29 protein-coding genes are annotated in these 19,491 nt (G+C 58.1%); 26 read left to right on the top strand and 3 right to left on the bottom strand.

Annotation, left to right across the window (positions count from 1 at the left end; genetic code table 11):
• Positions 1-55: 55 nt before the first annotated feature.
• The 5 genes from B4V06_RS02815 to B4V06_RS02795 all read left to right on the top strand — a co-directional run bounded on the left by B4V06_RS02815 (position 56) and on the right by B4V06_RS02795 (position 3,508).
• Positions 56-982, top strand: a complete 927-nt coding sequence (locus B4V06_RS02815; RefSeq protein ID WP_498167291.1) for a transcription initiation factor IIB — start codon at positions 56-58, stop codon at positions 980-982.
• A 99-nt stretch (positions 983-1,081) separates the two neighbouring features.
• Positions 1,082-1,969 carry a biosurfactant protein 1 gene (locus B4V06_RS02810; RefSeq protein ID WP_498167288.1) on the top strand — a complete coding sequence of 296 codons (888 nt, stop codon included), beginning with the start codon at positions 1,082-1,084 and terminating at the stop codon, positions 1,967-1,969.
• A 144-nt stretch (positions 1,970-2,113) separates the two neighbouring features.
• Positions 2,114-2,302, top strand: coding sequence for a DUF8012 family protein (locus B4V06_RS02805; protein ID WP_049983731.1), 189 nt, complete (start codon positions 2,114-2,116; stop codon positions 2,300-2,302).
• Between the two features lie 106 nt (positions 2,303-2,408).
• Positions 2,409-2,789, top strand: a complete 381-nt coding sequence (locus tag B4V06_RS02800) for a hypothetical protein (RefSeq protein WP_498167285.1) — start codon at positions 2,409-2,411, stop codon at positions 2,787-2,789.
• 68 nt (positions 2,790-2,857) lie between these two features.
• Positions 2,858-3,508 carry a DUF6735 family protein gene (locus B4V06_RS02795; RefSeq protein ID WP_498167282.1) on the top strand — a complete coding sequence of 217 codons (651 nt, stop codon included), beginning with the start codon at positions 2,858-2,860 and terminating at the stop codon, positions 3,506-3,508.
• Here B4V06_RS02795 and B4V06_RS02790 read toward each other — a convergent pair.
• The gene (locus B4V06_RS02790) at positions 3,505-4,665 is read right to left on the bottom strand and encodes a Fic family protein (protein WP_498167279.1); all 1,161 of its coding nucleotides are present in this window, start codon (positions 4,663-4,665) and stop codon (positions 3,505-3,507) included. The genes B4V06_RS02795 and B4V06_RS02790 overlap by 4 nt on opposite strands.
• Before the next feature lie 245 nt (positions 4,666-4,910).
• Between B4V06_RS02790 and B4V06_RS02785 the strand changes: the two genes are divergently transcribed.
• The 20 genes from B4V06_RS02785 (at position 4,911) to B4V06_RS02690 (ending at position 17,590) form a co-directional block, all read left to right on the top strand.
• Entirely contained in the window at positions 4,911-5,333 is a 423-nt protein-coding gene (locus tag B4V06_RS02785; RefSeq protein ID WP_498167277.1) for a DUF8025 family protein, read from the top strand.
• A gap of 60 nt (positions 5,334-5,393) precedes the next feature.
• Positions 5,394-6,200 carry a hypothetical protein gene (locus B4V06_RS02780; protein WP_498167274.1) on the top strand — a complete coding sequence of 269 codons (807 nt, stop codon included), beginning with the start codon at positions 5,394-5,396 and terminating at the stop codon, positions 6,198-6,200.
• Entirely contained in the window at positions 6,197-6,703 is a 507-nt protein-coding gene (locus B4V06_RS02775) for a hypothetical protein (protein WP_042661777.1), read from the top strand. The genes B4V06_RS02780 and B4V06_RS02775 overlap by 4 nt, the downstream gene beginning before the upstream one ends.
• On the top strand, positions 6,703-7,638 hold the full coding sequence (locus tag B4V06_RS02770) for a hypothetical protein (RefSeq protein WP_498167271.1): 936 nt from the start codon (positions 6,703-6,705) through the stop codon (positions 7,636-7,638). Before B4V06_RS02775 ends, B4V06_RS02770 begins: the two co-directional genes overlap by 1 nt.
• Positions 7,631-9,667 carry an AAA family ATPase gene (locus B4V06_RS02765; RefSeq protein ID WP_498167268.1) on the top strand — a complete coding sequence of 679 codons (2,037 nt, stop codon included), beginning with the start codon at positions 7,631-7,633 and terminating at the stop codon, positions 9,665-9,667. The genes B4V06_RS02770 and B4V06_RS02765 overlap by 8 nt, the downstream gene beginning before the upstream one ends.
• Before the next feature lie 197 nt (positions 9,668-9,864).
• Positions 9,865-10,356, top strand: a complete 492-nt coding sequence (locus B4V06_RS02760) for a DUF7995 family protein (RefSeq protein ID WP_498167470.1) — start codon at positions 9,865-9,867, stop codon at positions 10,354-10,356.
• A gap of 3 nt (positions 10,357-10,359) precedes the next feature.
• Entirely contained in the window at positions 10,360-10,725 is a 366-nt protein-coding gene (locus B4V06_RS02755; RefSeq protein ID WP_498167265.1) for a DUF7568 family protein, read from the top strand.
• A gap of 77 nt (positions 10,726-10,802) precedes the next feature.
• A complete protein-coding gene (locus tag B4V06_RS02750; protein ID WP_498167467.1) occupies positions 10,803-11,198 on the top strand; it encodes a DUF7567 family protein in 396 nt (131 codons plus the stop codon).
• Positions 11,199-11,277: 79 nt separating this feature from the next.
• Positions 11,278-11,682 (top strand): DUF6166 domain-containing protein, encoded by a 405-nt coding sequence (locus B4V06_RS02745; RefSeq protein WP_498167262.1) that lies wholly within the window; start codon positions 11,278-11,280, stop codon positions 11,680-11,682.
• A gap of 19 nt (positions 11,683-11,701) precedes the next feature.
• Positions 11,702-11,983: a DUF7389 domain-containing protein gene (locus B4V06_RS02740; RefSeq protein ID WP_271932979.1), complete on the top strand. Its 282-nt coding sequence runs from the start codon at positions 11,702-11,704 to the stop codon at positions 11,981-11,983.
• A 37-nt stretch (positions 11,984-12,020) separates the two neighbouring features.
• A complete protein-coding gene (locus tag B4V06_RS02735; RefSeq protein WP_272045152.1) occupies positions 12,021-12,686 on the top strand; it encodes an RNA polymerase subunit sigma-70 in 666 nt (221 codons plus the stop codon).
• A 2-nt stretch (positions 12,687-12,688) separates the two neighbouring features.
• Positions 12,689-13,384: a nucleotidyltransferase domain-containing protein gene (locus B4V06_RS02730; protein ID WP_271932976.1), complete on the top strand. Its 696-nt coding sequence runs from the start codon at positions 12,689-12,691 to the stop codon at positions 13,382-13,384.
• Positions 13,385-13,505: 121 nt separating this feature from the next.
• Positions 13,506-13,727, top strand: coding sequence for a DUF8129 domain-containing protein (locus tag B4V06_RS02725; protein ID WP_271932975.1), 222 nt, complete (start codon positions 13,506-13,508; stop codon positions 13,725-13,727).
• 53 nt (positions 13,728-13,780) lie between these two features.
• Positions 13,781-14,080: a hypothetical protein gene (locus tag B4V06_RS02720; RefSeq protein ID WP_271932974.1), complete on the top strand. Its 300-nt coding sequence runs from the start codon at positions 13,781-13,783 to the stop codon at positions 14,078-14,080.
• Between the two features lie 2 nt (positions 14,081-14,082).
• The gene (locus B4V06_RS02715; protein WP_271932973.1) at positions 14,083-14,448 is read left to right on the top strand and encodes a DUF7568 family protein; all 366 of its coding nucleotides are present in this window, start codon (positions 14,083-14,085) and stop codon (positions 14,446-14,448) included.
• A gap of 53 nt (positions 14,449-14,501) precedes the next feature.
• Positions 14,502-14,783 carry a hypothetical protein gene (locus tag B4V06_RS02710; protein WP_271932972.1) on the top strand — a complete coding sequence of 94 codons (282 nt, stop codon included), beginning with the start codon at positions 14,502-14,504 and terminating at the stop codon, positions 14,781-14,783.
• A gap of 102 nt (positions 14,784-14,885) precedes the next feature.
• Positions 14,886-15,572: a DUF6166 domain-containing protein gene (locus B4V06_RS02705; RefSeq protein ID WP_271932971.1), complete on the top strand. Its 687-nt coding sequence runs from the start codon at positions 14,886-14,888 to the stop codon at positions 15,570-15,572.
• Positions 15,572-15,727 carry a hypothetical protein gene (locus B4V06_RS02700; protein WP_271932970.1) on the top strand — a complete coding sequence of 52 codons (156 nt, stop codon included), beginning with the start codon at positions 15,572-15,574 and terminating at the stop codon, positions 15,725-15,727. The genes B4V06_RS02705 and B4V06_RS02700 overlap by 1 nt, the downstream gene beginning before the upstream one ends.
• Positions 15,724-16,260 (top strand): hypothetical protein, encoded by a 537-nt coding sequence (locus B4V06_RS02695; RefSeq protein WP_271932969.1) that lies wholly within the window; start codon positions 15,724-15,726, stop codon positions 16,258-16,260. The genes B4V06_RS02700 and B4V06_RS02695 overlap by 4 nt, the downstream gene beginning before the upstream one ends.
• Positions 16,261-16,429: 169 nt before the next feature.
• The gene (locus tag B4V06_RS02690) at positions 16,430-17,590 is read left to right on the top strand and encodes a hypothetical protein (RefSeq protein WP_271932968.1); all 1,161 of its coding nucleotides are present in this window, start codon (positions 16,430-16,432) and stop codon (positions 17,588-17,590) included.
• 42 nt (positions 17,591-17,632) lie between these two features.
• On the opposite strand, the gene B4V06_RS02685 is transcribed toward B4V06_RS02690, so the two are convergent.
• Both B4V06_RS02685 and B4V06_RS02680 read right to left on the bottom strand, forming a co-directional pair.
• Positions 17,633-18,187: a peroxiredoxin gene (locus B4V06_RS02685; protein WP_205252795.1), complete on the bottom strand. Its 555-nt coding sequence runs from the start codon at positions 18,185-18,187 to the stop codon at positions 17,633-17,635.
• A 101-nt stretch (positions 18,188-18,288) separates the two neighbouring features.
• On the bottom strand, positions 18,289-18,633 hold the full coding sequence (locus tag B4V06_RS02680; RefSeq protein WP_205252794.1) for a winged helix-turn-helix transcriptional regulator: 345 nt from the start codon (positions 18,631-18,633) through the stop codon (positions 18,289-18,291).
• Positions 18,634-18,711: 78 nt separating this feature from the next.
• Between B4V06_RS02680 and B4V06_RS02675 the strand changes: the two genes are divergently transcribed.
• The coding region (locus B4V06_RS02675; protein ID WP_498167253.1) for an FAD-dependent oxidoreductase at positions 18,712-19,491 on the top strand (780 nt) is incomplete at its 3' end.

The following is a 19,491-nucleotide window of genomic DNA, read 5'->3' as shown; positions in this document are numbered from 1 at the left end:
TGGGTGAGGGGCACTCCGAGAGACGCGATCCGCGTGAGTCCCCTCGTGAGTATCCATGGCAATCAGAGACATCTACGAAACTGACTTCGACGAGGACGGCCAGACGGAGTCGAACCCTAACCAGTGCCCCGAGTGCGACGGGCGGGTCACTACCAACGCAGTCGAAACCATCTGCGAGGAGTGTGGGCTCGTCATCGACGACCAGCGGATCGACCACGGGCCAGAGTGGCGGGCATTCGACGAAGACGAGCGCGAACGGACTGGCGCTCCGTTGACGGCGGCGCGGCACGATCGTGGGTTGTCGACGGAGATCGGCCGTGGGACCGATGCAAACGGGAACAGCCTCTCCGAGCAGAAGCGACGCCGGCTGTTCCGGATGCGCCGTGAACAGACGCGTGGGCGGTTTCAGTCGAAAGCCGAACGCAACCTTGCACACGGACTCAGTGAAATTCGCCGGATCAGTAGTGCACTCGAACTGTCCGAGACGCTTCGTGACCAGGCCTGCCAGCTCTTCCGGAGTGCCCAGAACGAGGACCTCCTGCAGGGCCGGTCGATCGAGGCGATGGCCGCCGCGAGCGTCTACGGCGCGTGTCGGTGTAACGGGCGACCACGAACGCTCGACGACATCACCGAGTCGGCGCGCGTCGAGCAATCGCGGGTGACGAACGCATATACGACGCTGAATACGGAACTTGGCCTGCCAGCCCAGCCCGTGACGCCGAGTGCGTTCGTTCCGCGGTTGGCCTCGGAGCTCGACGTCTCCGGTCAAATCCGGCAGCGGGCTCGGCAGTTGGCGGAAGCATCCGAATCGACCGGAGCAACCACGGGGGTTCGGCCATCCGGATTCGCCGCAGCCTGTCTGTACAAGGCCGGACGCGAAGACGGACGGTGGCTCACCCAGTCGGACGTCGCCGACGTTGCGAACGTCTCGGTGGTCACCGTGCGGACCCACCGCGACACACTGGACGAACTGGCTGTCTAACGCCCCCACTGCTGATTTTCGGTTGTATTTTGTTGTCTGATTGATGTGAGAGCCATTGTTTAAATCCGAAGACGAAGCATGATACGGCCAGATCATTCTATGACCGACCAGTACGCCGACTACGAAGCCCTCCGACCGCTCGGCGAAGCGACCCACGTTCCCGACGACCAACTCGCCAGTAGTAGTGGCGAGCCCCGGCGGCAGCGCTCCGGTGGCGTCGACATGGACTATCCAGACGACCCGACAGCAGATGAGACCGAGTGCGCTTCCTGTGGAGCGTCAATCCCCGCTGGCCAGTCGAAGTGCCGGTTCTGTCTCACGAACCATCTCGAAGGAGCCGACGACCAGGACACATCGAATGCCGAACGGACTCTTCTCCACGTCATCCAGCTGCTCGTAGAGGCGTCGACGTTCTACGGCGCCGTCGGGAAGGGATCTGCTGCGGCCACCCTCCTCGCGAAGGGAGATGATGACCCAGTAATCGATGACCGCAAGCTAATCTACGATCTCGACGAGGAACCGGCCCCACAGCTTGTTGATCAGTGGCCCTCGCTCCCCTCGGCGACACGGGTCACGTCTGAATGTGGTAATCAGCTGCTCGCGGCTGCTCGTGAGCGGACGGCGTGGACAGAGACGACGCAGTCCCGTCACGACGGCGAGCACGCGACGTTTCTCTACGACGAAACCGGGAGCGAGGTTCGCACCGAAGCTCGTCTTGCAAGCCTTCGTGAGGATGCAGACGACGACCTCTGGCTGGTGCCAGCGATTGCGCTCCAAGAATCCGTTGACAAGACCGATACCGAACAGCCACGACGCGAGTGCCCAAACAGAACTCACCTCGAGTGTCGAGAGTGTGATCGGGAGACTAAGCATCGATTCCGCGAGTTCGAGGCTGTCCCCGATGACGAGTGGACCGGGCAGCCAATGTGGGGCTGTCAGCGGTGCGGCACGCCACGCTACGGGCCCGAACCCGAAGCCGGTCAGTAAAGACGACGTCAAATTAACCAACAATCCTGGTCTCGGCTCGGAGTTGTTGGTTAACAGAAGCCAGCTCGCGACCACCCGACGATACCTCACCTGCTGACTGCCCGCCGGTGTTTTTTCGCGCCGTAAATTGGCGGAGGCGCACACATGGACCCACGAGACACCCCCGGCTATCGACTCCACCGCGCGCTCAGTAGCCTCACCAGTATCGACAGCGACCAATTGGAGCCCGCTGATCAAGAGCGAATTAGCACCGCGACGACGCTCCTCGAGCAGGTGGATGTTCTCACCCAACCGAATACGACGAGGGACGGTGACGTCAACAGAGAATCCTGACAGCTCGATGCATCGGCAGCGCAACGTCATGTGGCCGTCACAGCGTGAGCAGTTGCTCGCCCCCTGAAGGGGTGCGGGGGCGCGAGACAGCTCCCGAGAACAACCCATGGCAACACTCCAAGCCGCAACGACATCGACCGGCGCGCTCGTGACAGACCCACAGGCCGTCCGCCAGCTCTGTGAGAACCACTGCTTCGGGACGCTCAACTGGGAGGTGGACGACGACGGCGAACTGATCATCTGGGGCTACGACAGCTTCGACGTGTACGAGGCTCGTGAGAACGGGCTTCCTGACTACGACGGTGGCATCGTCACCCACGAGTTCCTCCGGTCGCTCGCGGAGTATCTCGAACCGGACGAAGAATTCGACATCCAGACAGCCGGATTTACCAAGTGCCGATTTCCCGTGCTGGCGAAACGGTACGTCGTCCGCGACGGTGAGGTGCTGTACGCGGACCTCAGTTCCCCCGACCTGATCGACGAGTAGCGTTGTTCGTCCCCTGGGAGGGGTGCGGGGCGATCCAGTCGTGGGTCGTCCTACGAGGTGATTGTTCAATGGGCCACCGCGCACTCGTTGCGTACGAACGAACTGACGGACAGTACACGCTCCACTACTCTCATTGGGGTGCAGCGAATCTCAAGCTCAAGCACCGGATTTCGGCTGAGTCGCCGTTCGGTGGCGAAGACACCGACTCCAAGTGGGCGAAACAGCTTCTCGCAGAGCTGGCCGATGGCCTCGAGGCAGATGCCGTCGACGGCTACCTTGCCGGCGAAGACCGCCCGTCGACGGTCGTCGAGCCGAAGCCCCGCGCCACCGGGCTTACCCTCGACGAGATCGTCGCTGACCATCTCGACTATCTCCACCACGAGGCGTTCTTCGTGGTGTCGACGACGTTCGAGGTGACCGCCTATCGGACGCTGTGGTTCGGGCTGCAGTACGATTCGGAGACAATCGACCACGGCGAGACGGTCGGGAACGGCGCGCTCGCGACCGTTCGGTGGCACGACGGCGAGCCGGTCGGCGACGGACATCTGAAGGGGCAGTTCCGGGCACTGAAAGACGTCGTTGGCGATATGGTCAACAAGGGTGTGTTCACCCAGTCGACGGCTCGCCAGTACCTCAAGCAGAAGCTCGGCGAGTGGATCGGGAAGCGCCAGGAGTTGCTCATCCCCAACTCCTCTCACAACCCGGTTCGTCCCGATTAAGGATTGTACGGTTCGACGACCTCCAATACTGCGGGGGCTTCATATCGACGGTTGCGCTGTTGACCAGTTGTCTCTCGCAACACATCGTCATCCCAGAGGCGGCGGATAGCCTGATTGACCGCCGGTTGTGACCGGTCGAGCGCCGAGACTGCCTGTGGTTCGGTGAGATAGGGATGTTCGATGATAAAATCGATGAGTTCCCGAATGACGACACCTTGGCTCTGGTACTGCTCCCGGTAGCGATCACGGAGAGCAAGCAGTTCTCGAGCAACAGTATACGCCTCACGACCCTGTTCGGCAATCGCCTGCACAAAGAACGATACCCACTCCGTCCAGGCCCCGTCGCGACTCACGGCTAGGAGTCTGTTGAGATAGGCATCACGATTCGCGTTGAAATACGACGAGGGATAGAGATACGGGCCAGGTAGTAGATCCCACTTGTAGAGCGCCAGCATCACAAGGAGGCGACCGAGCCGTCCGTTACCGTCCTGAAATGGATGGATCGTCTCAAATTGATAATGTATAAGCGCCAAATCGACTAACGGTGCGTATGTCGGCCCTGATCGGATGTACTGGAGCAGACTCCGGAGAGCATACGGAATACTCGCCGGCGGTGCTGGGACAAACCGTGCCTCACTAAGTGGTGTCCCTGGTTCATCGATACCCACAAGATCCTCACGAAATTCGCCTGGGTTCTTCTGCTCACCACGGGCCCCCTGTAACAAAATTTCGTGTAGCCGGCACAGTAACTCCCGATCCAACGCAGCACCCTCCCGAAGCGATTCGATCCCTGTTGTGATCGCCTCAACATAATTCTGGGCCTCCGTGATGTCAGCACGCTCTGTTGCAGTCGTCCCAGGCTCCTCGCCAGCTTCTCGCCGATAAATATCCGAGAGTGTGAGCCGCGTCGTCGTCTCAATATTCGAGGAATCCACAGCCTCGCGGTGGATGAGCGGACTCAGAATGACCTCCGGTGAATCGAGCCACGTGTCCAAATCCGAGAGCTGGCCCACGGCGTACATCGCATCCCCGTTCTCGGTAAGGAGGTCATGGGTCGCCCCAAGATCCGGTGGGAGCGGATCCGGGCTGAAGGCAAAAATCCCATCGACCATCTCAACCTCGCCAGGCGGGTTTTCAGCAAAGTCTTCAGGCCGCATTGTTATCCAATTCACGCCCCGACACAGATATAGATAACGATATGGCTAATTCTCTATCCAAATTTGTGGAAGTATACTCTAAGATAGCTCTGTCTCGAATAGCCTATCCAAATCAGCCAGAGCTTCGCCAGTAGATTTGCGTGGCGTGGCTTGCCTCTATACATTCGTAGACCGATCTGTGTCGAAGCAGATGGTGGTTTTTCTGGGGCAGAAAGGACTGAGCCCCACCGTAGGCTCGTGATTGGATGCCCGAGAAACCAGATGACGACCCATTCCACGATTGCGAGTTAGATCCCGACGCAGTCCTCGGGACACGCACTTTCCACGATGTCCTGTTCACAGACGATACCGAGACGCCGGTAAACGTGCTAACCGGCGAGACGCCCGCACATTCGCAGGCGACCGTCGAGGAAGCGAAGGCGTTCGCTGCGAGTATCGACACGGACACACCACAAATCGCGCTCCCGGCCTCTGTCGAGACGCAGGTCGAGACTCAGAGCAAGCCCTACACTGCAGCTGCGTTCTTCCACTTCAAGGCGACGGGGTCGCTCGAACGACACCGTGCCTACCACGCCGCGTACGACTCGGATGCGTTCACCGTCGACTTCGAGGCCGACTACGAATCGGGCGACCTGACCATCACTGTCGAACGAGTGGAGGAGGCCTGAGAAAGGAAACTCTGGGGCAGGTCCACTTTTTTATATGTCAGGTGCATCCATGGAATCCATATGGAGGCTCAGCGGACAATCCAACGCCTCATCGATCACATAACATTCGGTCACGGGATCCATCTGTTCCTTCAAGTTCTTCTCCTTGAATTCGCCTCCGTCTTTCTTACCTTCCAGTTCTCCAGCTCCCTCCTCCTCCAAATATCAAACCCCAATTTCTTCATTGGCGTCTACGCCGCTACTTCTGTCATCTTCCTTGGCATCCTCATCCTGTTCACAGCCAAAATGAGGAAACGCACCTTTTCCCCACCACTCCAACAAGTGCGTCGCCTCGCCATTTCCATCCTTGGCTACATCGCCGCATCAGGCGTTGTCATCACATTTGGCTACCTCCTCCTCATTCTCGCCACAACCGGTAGAACTGGTATCGGCCGTCTGGATTACGTCTTCTCCGTAATGCTCACTACCCTATTCGCCGCCTTACTCGCCGTCGGGTACCACGCACGGGTCGTTGACAAACAACCCGACCGCGAGACTATCACTGGGACAGTCACAGCGTGGCAAGACTCCCTCGCATGGGTCAACGAGGACGATCGTAGCCACGCCAAGCAAGACGCATATGATGAATTCACTGATCGGATGAACGATTTATCAGAACTGTTATCGAACGCAAAGACGGTTCACGGGAGACAGCTACGACGTGATTTCGAGACATGGAGGGACGATTTTGAGACGCACAGTGAACTGTCGAAGGAAACCATTATCAAAGGACAAGGAGAGAACAAGAATGAACGTTTGGAGCAGGAGCATCAAAAACTGGAATCGATCCAACGAAGGCTCCGGATTATCGCTGGAGAACAGAAATGATTACCCGGTATAACTCGCCACAAGATGCCGTCCCGCACGAAGAAAATCTACTGATTCTCACCAAGAGCGGCGGCTGCTACGGCCAAGACTTCACCGACATCGTGCAGGAGATCCGGGACGGAATCCACGGCGACAAGCTCCTGATCCAGGAATACTTCCACTCACTAGACAACCTCGTAGACCGAGACAAATTGATTCAGAACAGCGTCTGGATCATCCATTGGCAGGAATGCCTTGAAAACGAACCGTATCCTCATCTCAAGCACTATCTTGAGACGCGGAGTTACCCAAATGAAGGCGAGATTATTCTCTGCGTCAACGGCTCTGACAAGGCGGAAACAGTTGGATCTCGCTATCCGCGAGTTTCCGTCGCTCCGTCAAAGGAATACCTCGTGGCGTACGCGCTGGGCCACCTGAACACAGCGAATCCGGCCTGTTCAGGTGGGACGAAAAAGGTGATCGAGTGGAACAACGAGGTTTGTGATGAACTGGGGGTGCCCTGATGCCGAACGAATGGAAAGTCCTCGAACGCGCAGTTGACCGGTTCGAATTGGATCCCGAGCAACGGCAGGAATACGTCCGGATCATCACCGAAGTCTACGGCGAGGCCATGGCGACTAGGAGCGAGTTTGAGGAATTCGGAGAGGAGTACTACTCGTTCCTGAATCGAGAGGTGTTCTCGGACGACCGCGTCATCTCAACCCTCAGCAGTTTCGGGCTCTCGGAGGAGCAACTGGCTGCATTCCGCGACGGGACGATCGCCAGCGACGAATTGGTGAAAACGTGGAACGAGCTCCGGTTCCGGATTGACGAGCTCATTGACCTCGCAATGCTACTGAAGCTGGTGAAGGATTACGGCGACCGGTCCGACACTGGAATGATTGAATCGCGGTACCGCCTACAGAAGCTGGTCTACCTCGTGAACCGTAGGATCGCGCAACAAGATGACTACGCTGCCATCGGAGAATTAGAAGGCGATCTCGGAATGCTTGACCGTACTGGATACCGTTACCGCTTCACGAAACGTAGCTCCGGCCCCTTCTCGTCCGACGTCTACGAAGATAAGAACCGCTTGTTCGCCTGGCAACTAATTGAGGAACCTGTTATCGGTCAGAAGGGGACGGGGGAGGTCGGAGAACACGAACGCCGCTATGGTGTCGAATTAGCGCCTGCGGGCGAAATCATGGTGAACGAGTTCTACGACCGGATCGAACACGCCGATAGTATGATGCTCTCATCTTGGAACTATGCCCAGCAAACGGTAATCGACGAAATCGCCCACATGACGCATGATGACTTTGTTCAATATATTAGTGAGGGGGACCGTCTCCAGAAGGCCTCGACTGGAGCAGAACTCCTCGTCGGCCCGCGGAGAAAATTCAAAGCGAACGAAATCGAGTTCTTAGACGAGTTAACGGGGGAGTTCGCACATGCCTGAGCGTGAGGAGATCATTGTGAGTATCATTGAGGCGTTGGAGGCAGAGGACATGGAGCCGGATCAGATTGACGAGTGCCGCCAGCTGCTCGAAGCGAACTACCACGAACCGGAGTTTCCCGTTGATAGGGTAACGATACGGCGGATTCGGGCGCAACAGTTCCGAAATCTGGATGACCGGGTGGTCCGGCTAGATGACACTGATACAGCTCTCTACGGCCCAAATGATCAGGGAAAGACTGCGATCCTTGAGGCAATTCGGTTTAACCTGTTCGGCCGTCAGGAAAAACAACGAATTACACTGACCGATCCGATCCAGTCCGAGCAGGACTCGCTAGAAACAACCGGGAATTGGTCGGTCGATACGAACCACTATTTGGTTCAACGGCTTTTAAACCGGGACGGCCGCGGGTATTCAGGTGACGATCGGCCAAAGCTGAATACAGATCCATCGTCGGAGGATGACATCCCCTTCCAAGCCCGGAACACACAGCAGGATGTTTCCGAGGCGTTCGGTATCTGGCCGGTTGAATCCCGGGAGTTTGGTCGGTACAACATTTTCTCATTGTTCTGCTTGATGGCGCCAGAGTACAAGAAGTTCCTCCGCTGGCAGGACAAAGAGGATTTCATTGACCTTCTGTTCGGCATTAACCTAGCCGCTGCGATCAACCAGAGCAAGAAACGTCGATCTGAGAAGTATGAGCTGACCGAAGAAGAAGAAACAGCCGCAGAAGAGCTTAAAACCGCCCAGAGCCGAGAGAAGAAATTGGCGGAACGGCTGGCCGAATTGCAGGAGAACAAGAAGGAGATTGAAACAAAATTAGCGGATCGTCGAGCGGAACTTCGCTCTATCAATGAAACGCTAGAACAGGATAATGAGCTGGAACAGCTGGAGTCAGAGAAGCTGCGGCTGCAACGGCAAATAAACAACTTGGAGTCCGAAAAACGGGAGACACGCGGTGATTTGCGGGAAACCCGGCTGAGTATCGAGCGATATGAGGAGATGGAGATGGGAGAAGAGGTTCATTCAACAGCTCAGGACCTGCAGGAGATGATGAGCATCCCGGAACGGTGCCCAATCTGTACAAACGATGTCGATGATTCGCAGCGCCGCCGGCTGTTGAATGATGGAGATTGTCCGCTGTGTCGTAAGGAGGTCCCAGACAAGAGGATTGAAAAGGCCACCGAGCGGGACGTACGTGAATCGGCCATGGAACGCGAAGAGGTGGAAGAGCAACTGACCGAGCTGCGATCCCGGGAACGAAAACTCGAGGGGGAACTAGATCTTCTTGAGTCACGGATTCAAGATCATCAGGAACAGCTGGAAACGATAGAATCACAGATCGCGGAGAGCGATGTCACCCAGTTAATCGACCGGCGGGATGAATTGGAGACAGAAATATCTTCGCTGGAGCGGGATGCGACATCGGTCCAAGTGGAGATCAATGCCAAGGAGGACGAACTTGACGACACTACTGAACGTATTGAAGATTTAGAAGGGGCGTACGAACGCCGCCGTGAGAAGGTGGAGAAACGACAAGCGTTGCAAACTTTCGAGCGGATCGTTCGTCGGCATATTGAGGAAGAGCGAACTGATCTCAAGAACAACTTACGGGAGGAGATGAATGACCTTCTCTCCTACTTCGAACACGGTCGGTTTGCCGATGCCCAGAATGTTGTGTTCAATCCACAGGGGGGCTACGATTTCACCGTCGTGATCGAGGACGGGAATGATGTCCCGTCCGATCGGCATAACGAGTACTCGAACGAGGGGAAGATTCTGGCCTTACTGTTCCATACGGCCGTCTTGAAGCAGCTGGCAGAGCAGTCGAACACGCTGCCGATCCGGATGTTCATATTTGACTCTCCATATTTCGATATCCCGGACACAGGAAATGCACCCGATATTACAAACTTTGTATTGGCGTTGCCAGAAGAATTGCCGGAGTATCAGGTGATTGTGACGGTGACAGATTCAGCGTTATCGGATCGTTCAGCGCTGAATGAGAAATATCAGATTGAGGATTTCTGACTTAGACCACCGTTCATAGGGATTTAACAGCCAAAACAAAGGTAGCAATCTGGGAGCATTCCATCCGTTGAGCGTGCGGAAAAGTCTGAAACGCACGTAGTTCGAGATGGGTTTTTCGAGCGCCGGCGATGGGTGCCGGCGCAGCAGGAGCGAATGAGCAATCACTCCCGGTGCGTCGGCGCTTCAAGGTGTTCGAGATGCACATGGTGATTTACGCCCTCGTAGAAGCATCGACCCACGACGACGCCCTGGCCACCGGAAAGACGGTGTTCGACCGCCTGGTCGGTGCGGACCCACACGCCGGCGCCGTCTTCGACTACTACGTCTGTTTTGATGAGGAGGACACGTCCGTTGCGGGGACAGCGCGATGGGGTGAGCTCCCGACCGCGGCCCCCATCGACTCTGACGACGGCCAAGACCTGCTTGAGCGTGGCTGGAAGGCGACGAAAGAGGAGTTCGAGCGGAATCTCGAACGGGTGAGGGAGGCACTTGACGAACTTTCCGATGAGGAGATCATGCGCGACGAAGATCTCGCTCGGCACGCCTTCCACCAGGTCGGCGCCTACGACGGGCCAACGATCTTCCTGTACAACGAATACGCAAACGGTATCCGTCACCGTGAGCAGCTGGATCGAGTGCTGGAGGAGAGCGAGGAGCTCTGGATCGTGCCCGCCGACGTCCACTTCTAACAGATGTCCCGGATCACAAATTGGAAGCGCGAGAGTCGCACACCCACACTTGCATACCGGAATACCGAGACCGGAGCTCGGGCTGTCCTACACCGAGCACCGGACTCGTACCGCTACAAGTGGCGTGGCGTAATCCTCGTCGGCGGCTACCCAGTGTGGTCGCGGGGGTACGAGACGAAAGACGCGAAATCGTTCCGTGATGAGCTCCGGGAACGGCCAGCGCCCGAACTGAGTTGTCCCGAGTGTCCGAACAGCGACGTGGCAATCGGCGGAAAAACGGCTGACGGCGCGAAGGTTCATCGCTGGTTTGAGTGTCGGAGCTGTGGGTACGAAGCATCCTCGAGAATCGTGTACGGCGCCGAGCGCTGATTGATTGGTGCGGATCTACGGTGACGTTTATTTTGGGCCGGAATGGGTGGCCCGTCTCAATCGGGCCAGATCCATAGATTAGTCTGGAAGTCATCGACCGCCACAGCGAAGCACTGTTCGAGTTCCTCTGGTGTCCCGTCTGCGGGCACGAGGTATTCAGTCACATTCCCTTTGAGGGAGTGTTCTGCAAGAACTGCAACACACAGGTCGAACTCCAAGAATCCCGAGAGACACGCGGCTACGAGGAGGCCGTCCTCGCCTGCTTCGACACCCACTCAACGTGGAACCTCCACGTCGACGAAAAGCTCCGTCGCGATCTACCCGATGGGTCGGCACGGGTGAAAATCCTCGGCGCACCGGGTGCCTACAAGGTCGACTGGTGGAGTCCAGCACCCGGCGATGACTGGCAGCCGGTCGAACAAGGCGAGTTCGACGATGTCGACGAACCAGCCGATGTCTCCCATCTCGCGTAGGGGAAAGCAGTTCCTGTGGCTGTTTTTCGCCCCCTGAGGGGTGCGGGGGTGCTCGAACGAGTAGCTCCCGAACAGACCGATGAGTAGACCTAGCGACACACACTCGATTGAACAGACACGCCCAGCGAGCGACTGCGACATCGCCTACGTCGGGTATCGGCAGAGCGGGCAGGCTATCGTTGAGAAACGTCCCGGCCAAGAACGGGTCACACCAGAGCGGAGTCTCGCGCTGGTGAACCACAGTCCCTCGGGGTTCGAATGGGGATACGGTGGTAGTGGTCCGGCACAACTCGCGCTCGCACTCCTCCTCGATTACACGGATGACGAAGCGTTCGCTCTCGACCACTACCAGGCATTCAAAACCGAGGTCGTGAGCCAACTGGGCTGCGCGGGGTCCGACGAGTACTGGCGACTCACCTCTAGCGAGATCGACGCAGCCCTTCGTGAGACGACTGACGAGCCAGTCGCACCGACCATCAACTAACGATCACAGAGAGCAATCCATGGCAGAACCCACTCGGCAGTCGCACACGCCCGCCGAATCGACGGAGAACACTGAGCGACAGGCACCAACCGAGTACGTCGAGCGAAGCGATGTCGGCGTCTCACTCACCGTGAAGCTCACTCGCGGGACTGGCACCCGCGATCAGGACAAAATCGTGGCCAAAGCGAAAGGCAAGACGCTCGAAGATGCCCGCGAGGACATGGAAATCCTCCGGGAGTACATCCACGATCTTGCTGAGGACGCTCGCCAAATCCAGCCAGCAGATCTACACGAAGAGTAATTCTTTTGCGTGTTGCACAGAATTGTGTAAGCATAGGATGTACGAAGTATGCGGTGAAAAGGAACTCAAGGTCATCCTCGCGCTTGACCAAGGAGATTCCATCTCCGGCGTCGCGCGAAAGATCGACGAGAACCGCGAGACGATTCGGCGCGTCGTGAATCGCCTTGAGGAGGCGGACTACGTCGCGTACGATGATGGCCTCCAGCTCCTCGATCAGACGGTCCGCGACGTCGGTCTCGAGTTCCTGACGGCCGCAGCAGACATCTCGCCGCCGTCGATCTCGGAGGCGTACGTCCTCCCCCAGTTCGCCGGCCTGAACTATGCATTCACATCCATCGATGCAGTATACGTCTGGACTCGCGGTGGCTATCAGGTCGCTCGCGACCCGGAAGATTATCCCCTGTTCATCGCTGTTCGCGAGCAGGACGTCGACGCCTGGAAGACGTTCTTCGATCGGTTCGGAATCCCGACTGCGGAAGAACGCCAGCCCGCTGAAGACCTTGATGGTGCCATTCAGGTCGTCCTCGAGCCCCGGCCACAGATCGATGCCGAGATGGTCGACGGACGGCCTGTCATCCCGCTTCAGGAAACCGTGGCATTCGCGAACGAGTACTACGCAACCTTTCAGTCTGCCCTCGACATGCTCGGCCGAATGTACGACGACGTCGACACCGATGCGAATTATCGCCGGGAGCCCGCCTGAGCATGAGCCAGGAAGACCGCAGTGAGACGCTCATCCAAGTCCTCGATGAACTGGAGCAGTCAAACATTGGATTCGTCCTCATTGGTGGGTACGCGATCAGCCAGTTCGAACCGCGGTTCTCGACTGACCTTGACCTCGTCATCGCTCCGGACGACTACGATGAAGTCGTTGCATTCCTCGAAGCGCGCGGGTTCGAACGGCAGGCTGACCTCGAAGTCCCACCGGAGGAAACCATCTATAATCGTGAAATCGAACTCTTTGAGCGCACTGAAGGGCTGCCACATCCGGTCGGCGTGGATATTCTCGTGAACGGCCTCGGCTGCCGACAAACCAAGGCAGAGTGGTCGTTCGACTATCTGCGCACACACAGTTCTCCGACGGTGATTTCAGGCGGGACTCGATCAACGACCGCACGCGCAGCGGATGGAGAAGTGCTCGTCGCCGCCAAACTCCATAGTGGTCGAAAAACGGATCTCGCGGATGTGCTTGCAGCGATTCCCTCAATTGACCTCGACACGGTCGAAACACATCTGCATCGCGGAGACGCTGATGCGCTTCGTGAACAACTCGGTGATGCACAAGCCTTCATCGAAGAAGGCGGGTTGGATCACCGATTCAAGAGCATGTTCGGCCAATCGTCAGCATCAGCCGAAGACATCGAGACGCTCCTCGAGTTCCTCAAACGACAACAAACGTGAGACAGCCCCCACGTGAGTCCAGCACCGACGGCATCTGTGCATAGCTGTCACTGAGAGAGAAGCGACCAGGGAGAACTGATGCTGTTTGTCCTCGCCTCAGCAGGAGCGGAGGCGACCATCCGTGAGCGACACAGGAGAACAATACCCAGACCCGAACGAACTGTCGCCAGCACAACGGCTCGAACCGCCGAATACGCGACTCATCAACGCCGGTATCGTGACGATCACCGACATGGAGACGCTGCAAGCGTGCGTCGCCTACGAGAACGCGAATCAGCAACGGCTCCAAATCCTCCGCCGACTCAAACAGCGGGCCACCGAGATCCGCTCACAAGACGACTGACGCGACACTCGGAGGTGTCTGTCGGAGCCTCGGTGGGTGGAGGCTCAATCCAAATGAGCGAGCGGCCCGAGATCGAGATTCAACAGCAGACCGCGTTCGGTGATGATGGCCAGCTCGAAGTGACCGAAACGAGCGTCGAGACCTCACTCGAGGATTACGGTGCTGACGTGGATCATCGCGACCGGGATTCACGTCTCGATCGGCCCGAGGCGAGTGAGTTCGGCGTCGACGACCGGCCTGAAGTTGAGCAACCATCCGAGGGTGAGCAGTCCAGTCTCTTCGCCGACACAGCCGAGGACCAGCAGACGCTTGCCGGCGACGACACAGCTGCTCGCTGTCTTTTCGAGGAGTAACTATGACACGACTGATCAATTGGACCCGAGAGAGCCGTACTCCGACCCTGACGTACCGGAATACAGAAACCACGGCACACGCGGTGCTTCATCGAGCGCCGGACTCGTACGTGCATACGTGGCGGGCCGCGATTCTCGTCGACGGCTATCCCGTATGGTCGCGCGGATTCGTGACGAAGGAAGCCACATCACTTCGTGACGAACTCGAAAAGCGTCCCGAGCCCGTGCTACGCTGCCCGGAGTGTCCGAACGACGCGGTCGTCGTCGGCCAGAAGAATGCTGACGACGCGAAAGTCCAACGGTGGTTCGAGTGTCGGGAGTGCGGCTACGAAAGCCGCTCAGCAATCGTCTACGGCGCCGAGTGCTAATTCCCCCAGTAGAACAGACAAAGCCTTAGAAAACCGGCGTCGTGAGATCCACCATGGATTGTACAGAGTGCGGTGAGCCGGTCGACGAAACAATGGATCTCGATGTTCCTGAAACAATCCTTGAGCACGGAACAGCGAATGTTGACCCATCAAAGTCCAAGGTCACCCAGTTGGATCAGTACGCGGATGAGATTAAGGAACCCGTCGAGGCGAAGAACGGCACCGAAGACCTCTTGCCCATCATCAAAGCCATCGAAGATGCGGATAGCTACTGCGTCGGTACAGGCCTCAGCATGGGGGAGAGCCCGGACAAGATAATCTTCTACATTTACTGACCGTTCAGCGAGAGCGTATCAGTCTCCTCGAGTACGCTCGTCCGGCAGAGTTTTTCGACCCCCAAGAGGGGTGCGGGGAATCCAATAACCCGCATTCGACCTATGAAGACGGATTCAACCAACCATCCACGAGCGGCAGTACAGGATGATAGTGAGCAATGCCAGACCAACGCAGACCACGTCGAGTACGTGGGTATGCGCGTCGACGGAACTCCGGTGGTGCTGAAGCTCACAGAGCACGAGCGTCTCACCCCGGATCGAAGCCTCGAGCTCGTGCGACACAGCCCGGCGGGATTCGACTGGGGCTACGTGGGGAGCGGGCCGGCGCAGCTCGCCTGTGCGCTCCTCCTCGATTACTATGACGACGAGAACGTCGCTCACCAACACTACATCCAGTTCCGAAACGAGGTGATCAGTCAATTGGCGTGCGATGGCCCGGCTGATTGCTGGCATCTTACCGGTGACGACATCAAAGCTGCACTCGGTGAGTTCCAGGACCACCACGCCCTCACGCCGGACGGTGGCGGCCCGTCGGCGTCACTGCCGGCGAACTGGAGTGCGGTGAGCCGGACAGATCGGACAGTCTTCCAACGTCGGGATATCGACCACTACGTCGTCCTCGCCGAAGGGAGCGAAAAGTGGTTGATCATACTTTGTGCGCAGGGGGACCGGGCGTATCCCGCCCCACTCGACCATCGAACACTTCCGGTCGAGAACGATCCTGCTTCAGCCGTTCAGGCACTCGTCGCTGAGAGTAACGACCTCATCGAGCCAGAGGAGGGGACCTGATGGAGAACATCCGACTCTCGCGGGCCACGTACCAGCTCATCGAACGCGCCGTCACGGGGCTGGAGCGTATCGGTCGAGAACTCAAGCGATACAACGACCGGCATGAGCGAACAGGCGGGGAAGACACCGGCGAGACGAATCCCGGCGAATCATGACTGACGAAGCGACGCTTGACGACTTCGAGACCGAGAATTCGGCCGGTGAGTCCCGCTCGCTCACGCTGGAAGAGCGACTCCTCACCCCAATTTCCCCGTCCATCGGTCTGCGGGTGATTGCCGGGCGCGGCGATCCGCTCTATCTCCAAAATCGGGGAACAGAACGGTATCTCTTCCGCGACGATCATGACCGGTGGTTCATCCTTCAACCCTCGGCGAAGGACTCAGAAGAGGCGTTCGTCCGGTGGGTGTATCTCCCGGCGGACAAGCCCGACCGGCTGGCGCAATCGGCGCTTCGTCGACGGACAGTGATCGGCTATGACTACGTTCAGCGGTCGGCCGCACCAGATCCAGTCAGGTCGACGGTGACGGCAATGTTCGTCACAGAACGCTGGCCCGAGACCGCCTACGAATGTGGGTCGTGTGAGGCGCTGTTCGACACGGCACGAGAGCACGCCCTCCATTGCTGGGACACACATCCGTGGGTACCGAATCCTGAACAGGTGCGCCGTCGACGCCAAGCCGACGAGTGAACCTGAGAGTCGAAGCCAGGTGTTGAGACCGTCCAGATGTTTAACCAACAGTACTGGATTCGTGGGCGGGATGTTGGTTAAGAGGTTGTTTTTGCGCCCGTGAGAGGGGCGCAGGGCGCGTGATGAGAGCGCCGTCGCTGGTGACGAATTCAATTTCGAGGTGATTGCAATGAAAGACCCAGAATCCAAAACCGTATTCGCTGGCGTCGATGGACGAACCGATACAGAACTACCTGACTGGTACCGCAGGAAGAAAACGGTCGACGAACCGAGAACCTTCGCCGAGGCGATTCGTGACCTCCCGCAGGCCGTCGAGACAACAGTCGCATACTGGAATCCCTACTCCGACGAGTGGGTCGAAACGGAGCGCTTCAACGCCTTGGTCGAGCCGACGAGAGCGCGCGACCACGCGACAGACGATGAGCCCGACACAGACCCACTATTTCACGTCCCTACGGACAGTTACGCGATTATCAATCCAATCGACGTCTACGGGCCGTTGGAGGAGGTCCTCCGCGAGGAGACCATCGACGAGACGCCGCTGGGCGAGGTGATGTTCGGCGAGATTCGGCGCTACCGGGGCGGCGGCGAAGTCCATATGGACATCATGTTCGATGGCCTCGAGGTGCGCCTCCCCGGCCGGTCGGACCCGATCACGATGGGCGTCACGTCGGGGTACGACTTCTTCGGCGAGCACGCCGTCTACGTGGAGGGGTTCGCCCAGGACGGGTACTGTTCGAATACGATGCGCTCGCTCACCGACAAGGAGGTCATCAAGCATGTCGGCGACGTGCGGAACTTCCGGACCTGGTGGGAGGAGATCCTCGCACAGGTCGAACTCGTCGCCGACGACCTCTTCGAGTTCATCCGGGACGCCCAGGACATCGACCTCGACTTCTCGGAGCTCCCGTTCACCGTCACCGAGTTTTACAGCCTGCTAGGATTCCCGGACTATCTCGCAGAGCGTGCTGCCGAAGATGCCGAGGCGAACGCAGCGTCGCCGTTCGAAATCGATATGTGGACACTGCACTCCGGCGCGACATACGCGCTCACCCACTTCTTCCAAGGCAAGGAGGGTGCGTCGCTGGACGGCTACGTTCGCACGGCCAACGACATCCTGTTCAACCCAGAGGGCACCATCGAGCGGGTCGAGCGAGCCTACGAGGAGCAGTTGGAAGCGGATGGCGATGATGGGTCGCAGGCGTCGCTTGCCGGCGAGCGGGCGCTCGCGTGCATCGAGCGCGTCAACGATGATCTACAGGAGAAGGTCGACCAGTTCGAGGAGCGTGAGGATGCGCTCCGTGAGCGGTTCCAAGATGCGATGAGCTGATTGTCGGAGCGGCGTTCACTGAAACGATCCTCAAATAGCAGTTTACGTGAGAGGTTCCGGTTCCTCGTTATATTCGACTACTAATTCGACATCCTCAGGACCGAGTTCATCGCGTTCCGCTTCCAGCGTCTCAAGAGCGTCTTTGACAGGGAAGAAATCCGGCTTCTCGAGTGCATCTTCTGTCGCCCAGGCGTATCGAATCGTTTGCTCGGAGTCGATAAGGAACACGGCACGCTGCGGGACGCGCTCGTGGTTCTCCCATTCGTCATAACAGACATCATACGACTCGGCAACCCGCCCGGAACTATCACTAAGTAGCGGGAAATTGAGGCCGTATTCCTCGGCGAATGCTCGATGGGCGTAGACGCTGTCACCTGAAATTGCCCAGACATCGAGCGCCGGCGTCAGCTGAAACCACTCTGCATCGCGAATCGCACACAGTTCGTTTGTACAAACAGGACTGAAATCAAACGGGTAAAATACCAGCAACGCAGCCCGATCATCCGCAGTTGTCTCATCCAGGCTGTACTCGGTTTGTTCTCCGTCACGGAGACCTGGAAGAGTAAATGACGGTGCAGACGCTCCCTTGTTTATCATGCGTCACAGTAGCACACGAAGAAAGGATAGTCTTGGGGCTAACACCCCCACCTGAATGGAGGAGCCTCAGATGTGGGATGAAATTCACTGGAGTCCGTACGTCAGGAGTTCGCCGTCGCCCACTCAAGAAGGGGTTCTAATCTCGAACGAATCTCATCCCCCTCATCAGTTAGCGTGTATTCGACGCGTGGCGGAATTTCGTTGTACTGCGTCCGTGAGACGAGTCCTGCTTCCTCGAACTCGTCGAGGCGTTTCGAGATTGTCGACGTGCTCGCTGTCGGAAGGTGGTCTTCGATCTCCGCGAACCGCAGTGAGTCGTGTGCGCCGATGATGCTGACGAGTTGCATCGCGTATTTTCGGCTCAACGTGTCGATAACTCCTGTGAGCGGGCAGTAGCACGTCCCGTCGATATCGCACGCGGGCGCCGATGAAGTAGTATCTGCCATAGCTTCGTGGCCTCCAACCTACTCCATAGCTTCGGACTCTGGAGTATAAGAACTTCCTGTCGTAAAGTATCGGTATAGATGACTCACACCTCCGACTATGATCTCGTGATTCTCGGTGGGGGCGCCGCAGCCTTCGCCGCGATCACTGAAGCAAGCCGGCGGGACCTCTCGACGGCGATGGTGAATACGGGCTTGCCCATCGGCGGGACGTGCGTGAACGTCGGCTGTGTCCCGAGTAAGCATCTGCTCGCCGTCGCCGAGAGTAGTGCTGCAGCGTCGGAGAACCCCTTCGACGCCGTCACATATCCCGAAGAGCCGACTGTCGACTGGGCCGACGCCCTCGACGGCACCGGCGAACTCATCGAACGGTTCCGGCAGGAGAACTACGTCGACGTCGCTGAGCACTTCGAGACCGACATCTACGAGGGGTACGGCCAGCTGGTCGACGATACGACCATCGAGGTCGTCGACGGCGCCGACGAGGGCGCGCGCATCACTGGGGAGAAAGCGCTCGTCGCGACCGGCAGTTCACCGTGGGCGCCGCCCATTGACGGCCTCGACGACGTTGACTACTACACCAGCGAGACCATCCTCGAGGAGCGCGACCTCCCCGAGAGCATGGTGATGCTCGGTGGCGGGTACATCGCGCTGGAGTGGGGCCAGATCCTGCACCGCGTCGGCGTCGACGTGACGGTTCTCCAGCGCTCCGATCACGTGCTCTCAGATATGGAAGGTCAGCTTGGCCGGGAGATGCAACGAGCCTTCAACGAGGAAGGAATCGACGTCGTGACCAGTAACGACTTCCAGCAGGTTCAGGATGTGGCTACCGACAGTGGTGCTGACCCTGGTCAGAAGGGC

The organism is Halorubrum sp. B53, from assembly GCF_059752395.1.
Note: the sequence above shows the minus strand (reverse complement) of the source record. Positions and strands in the feature narration are given on the sequence as shown.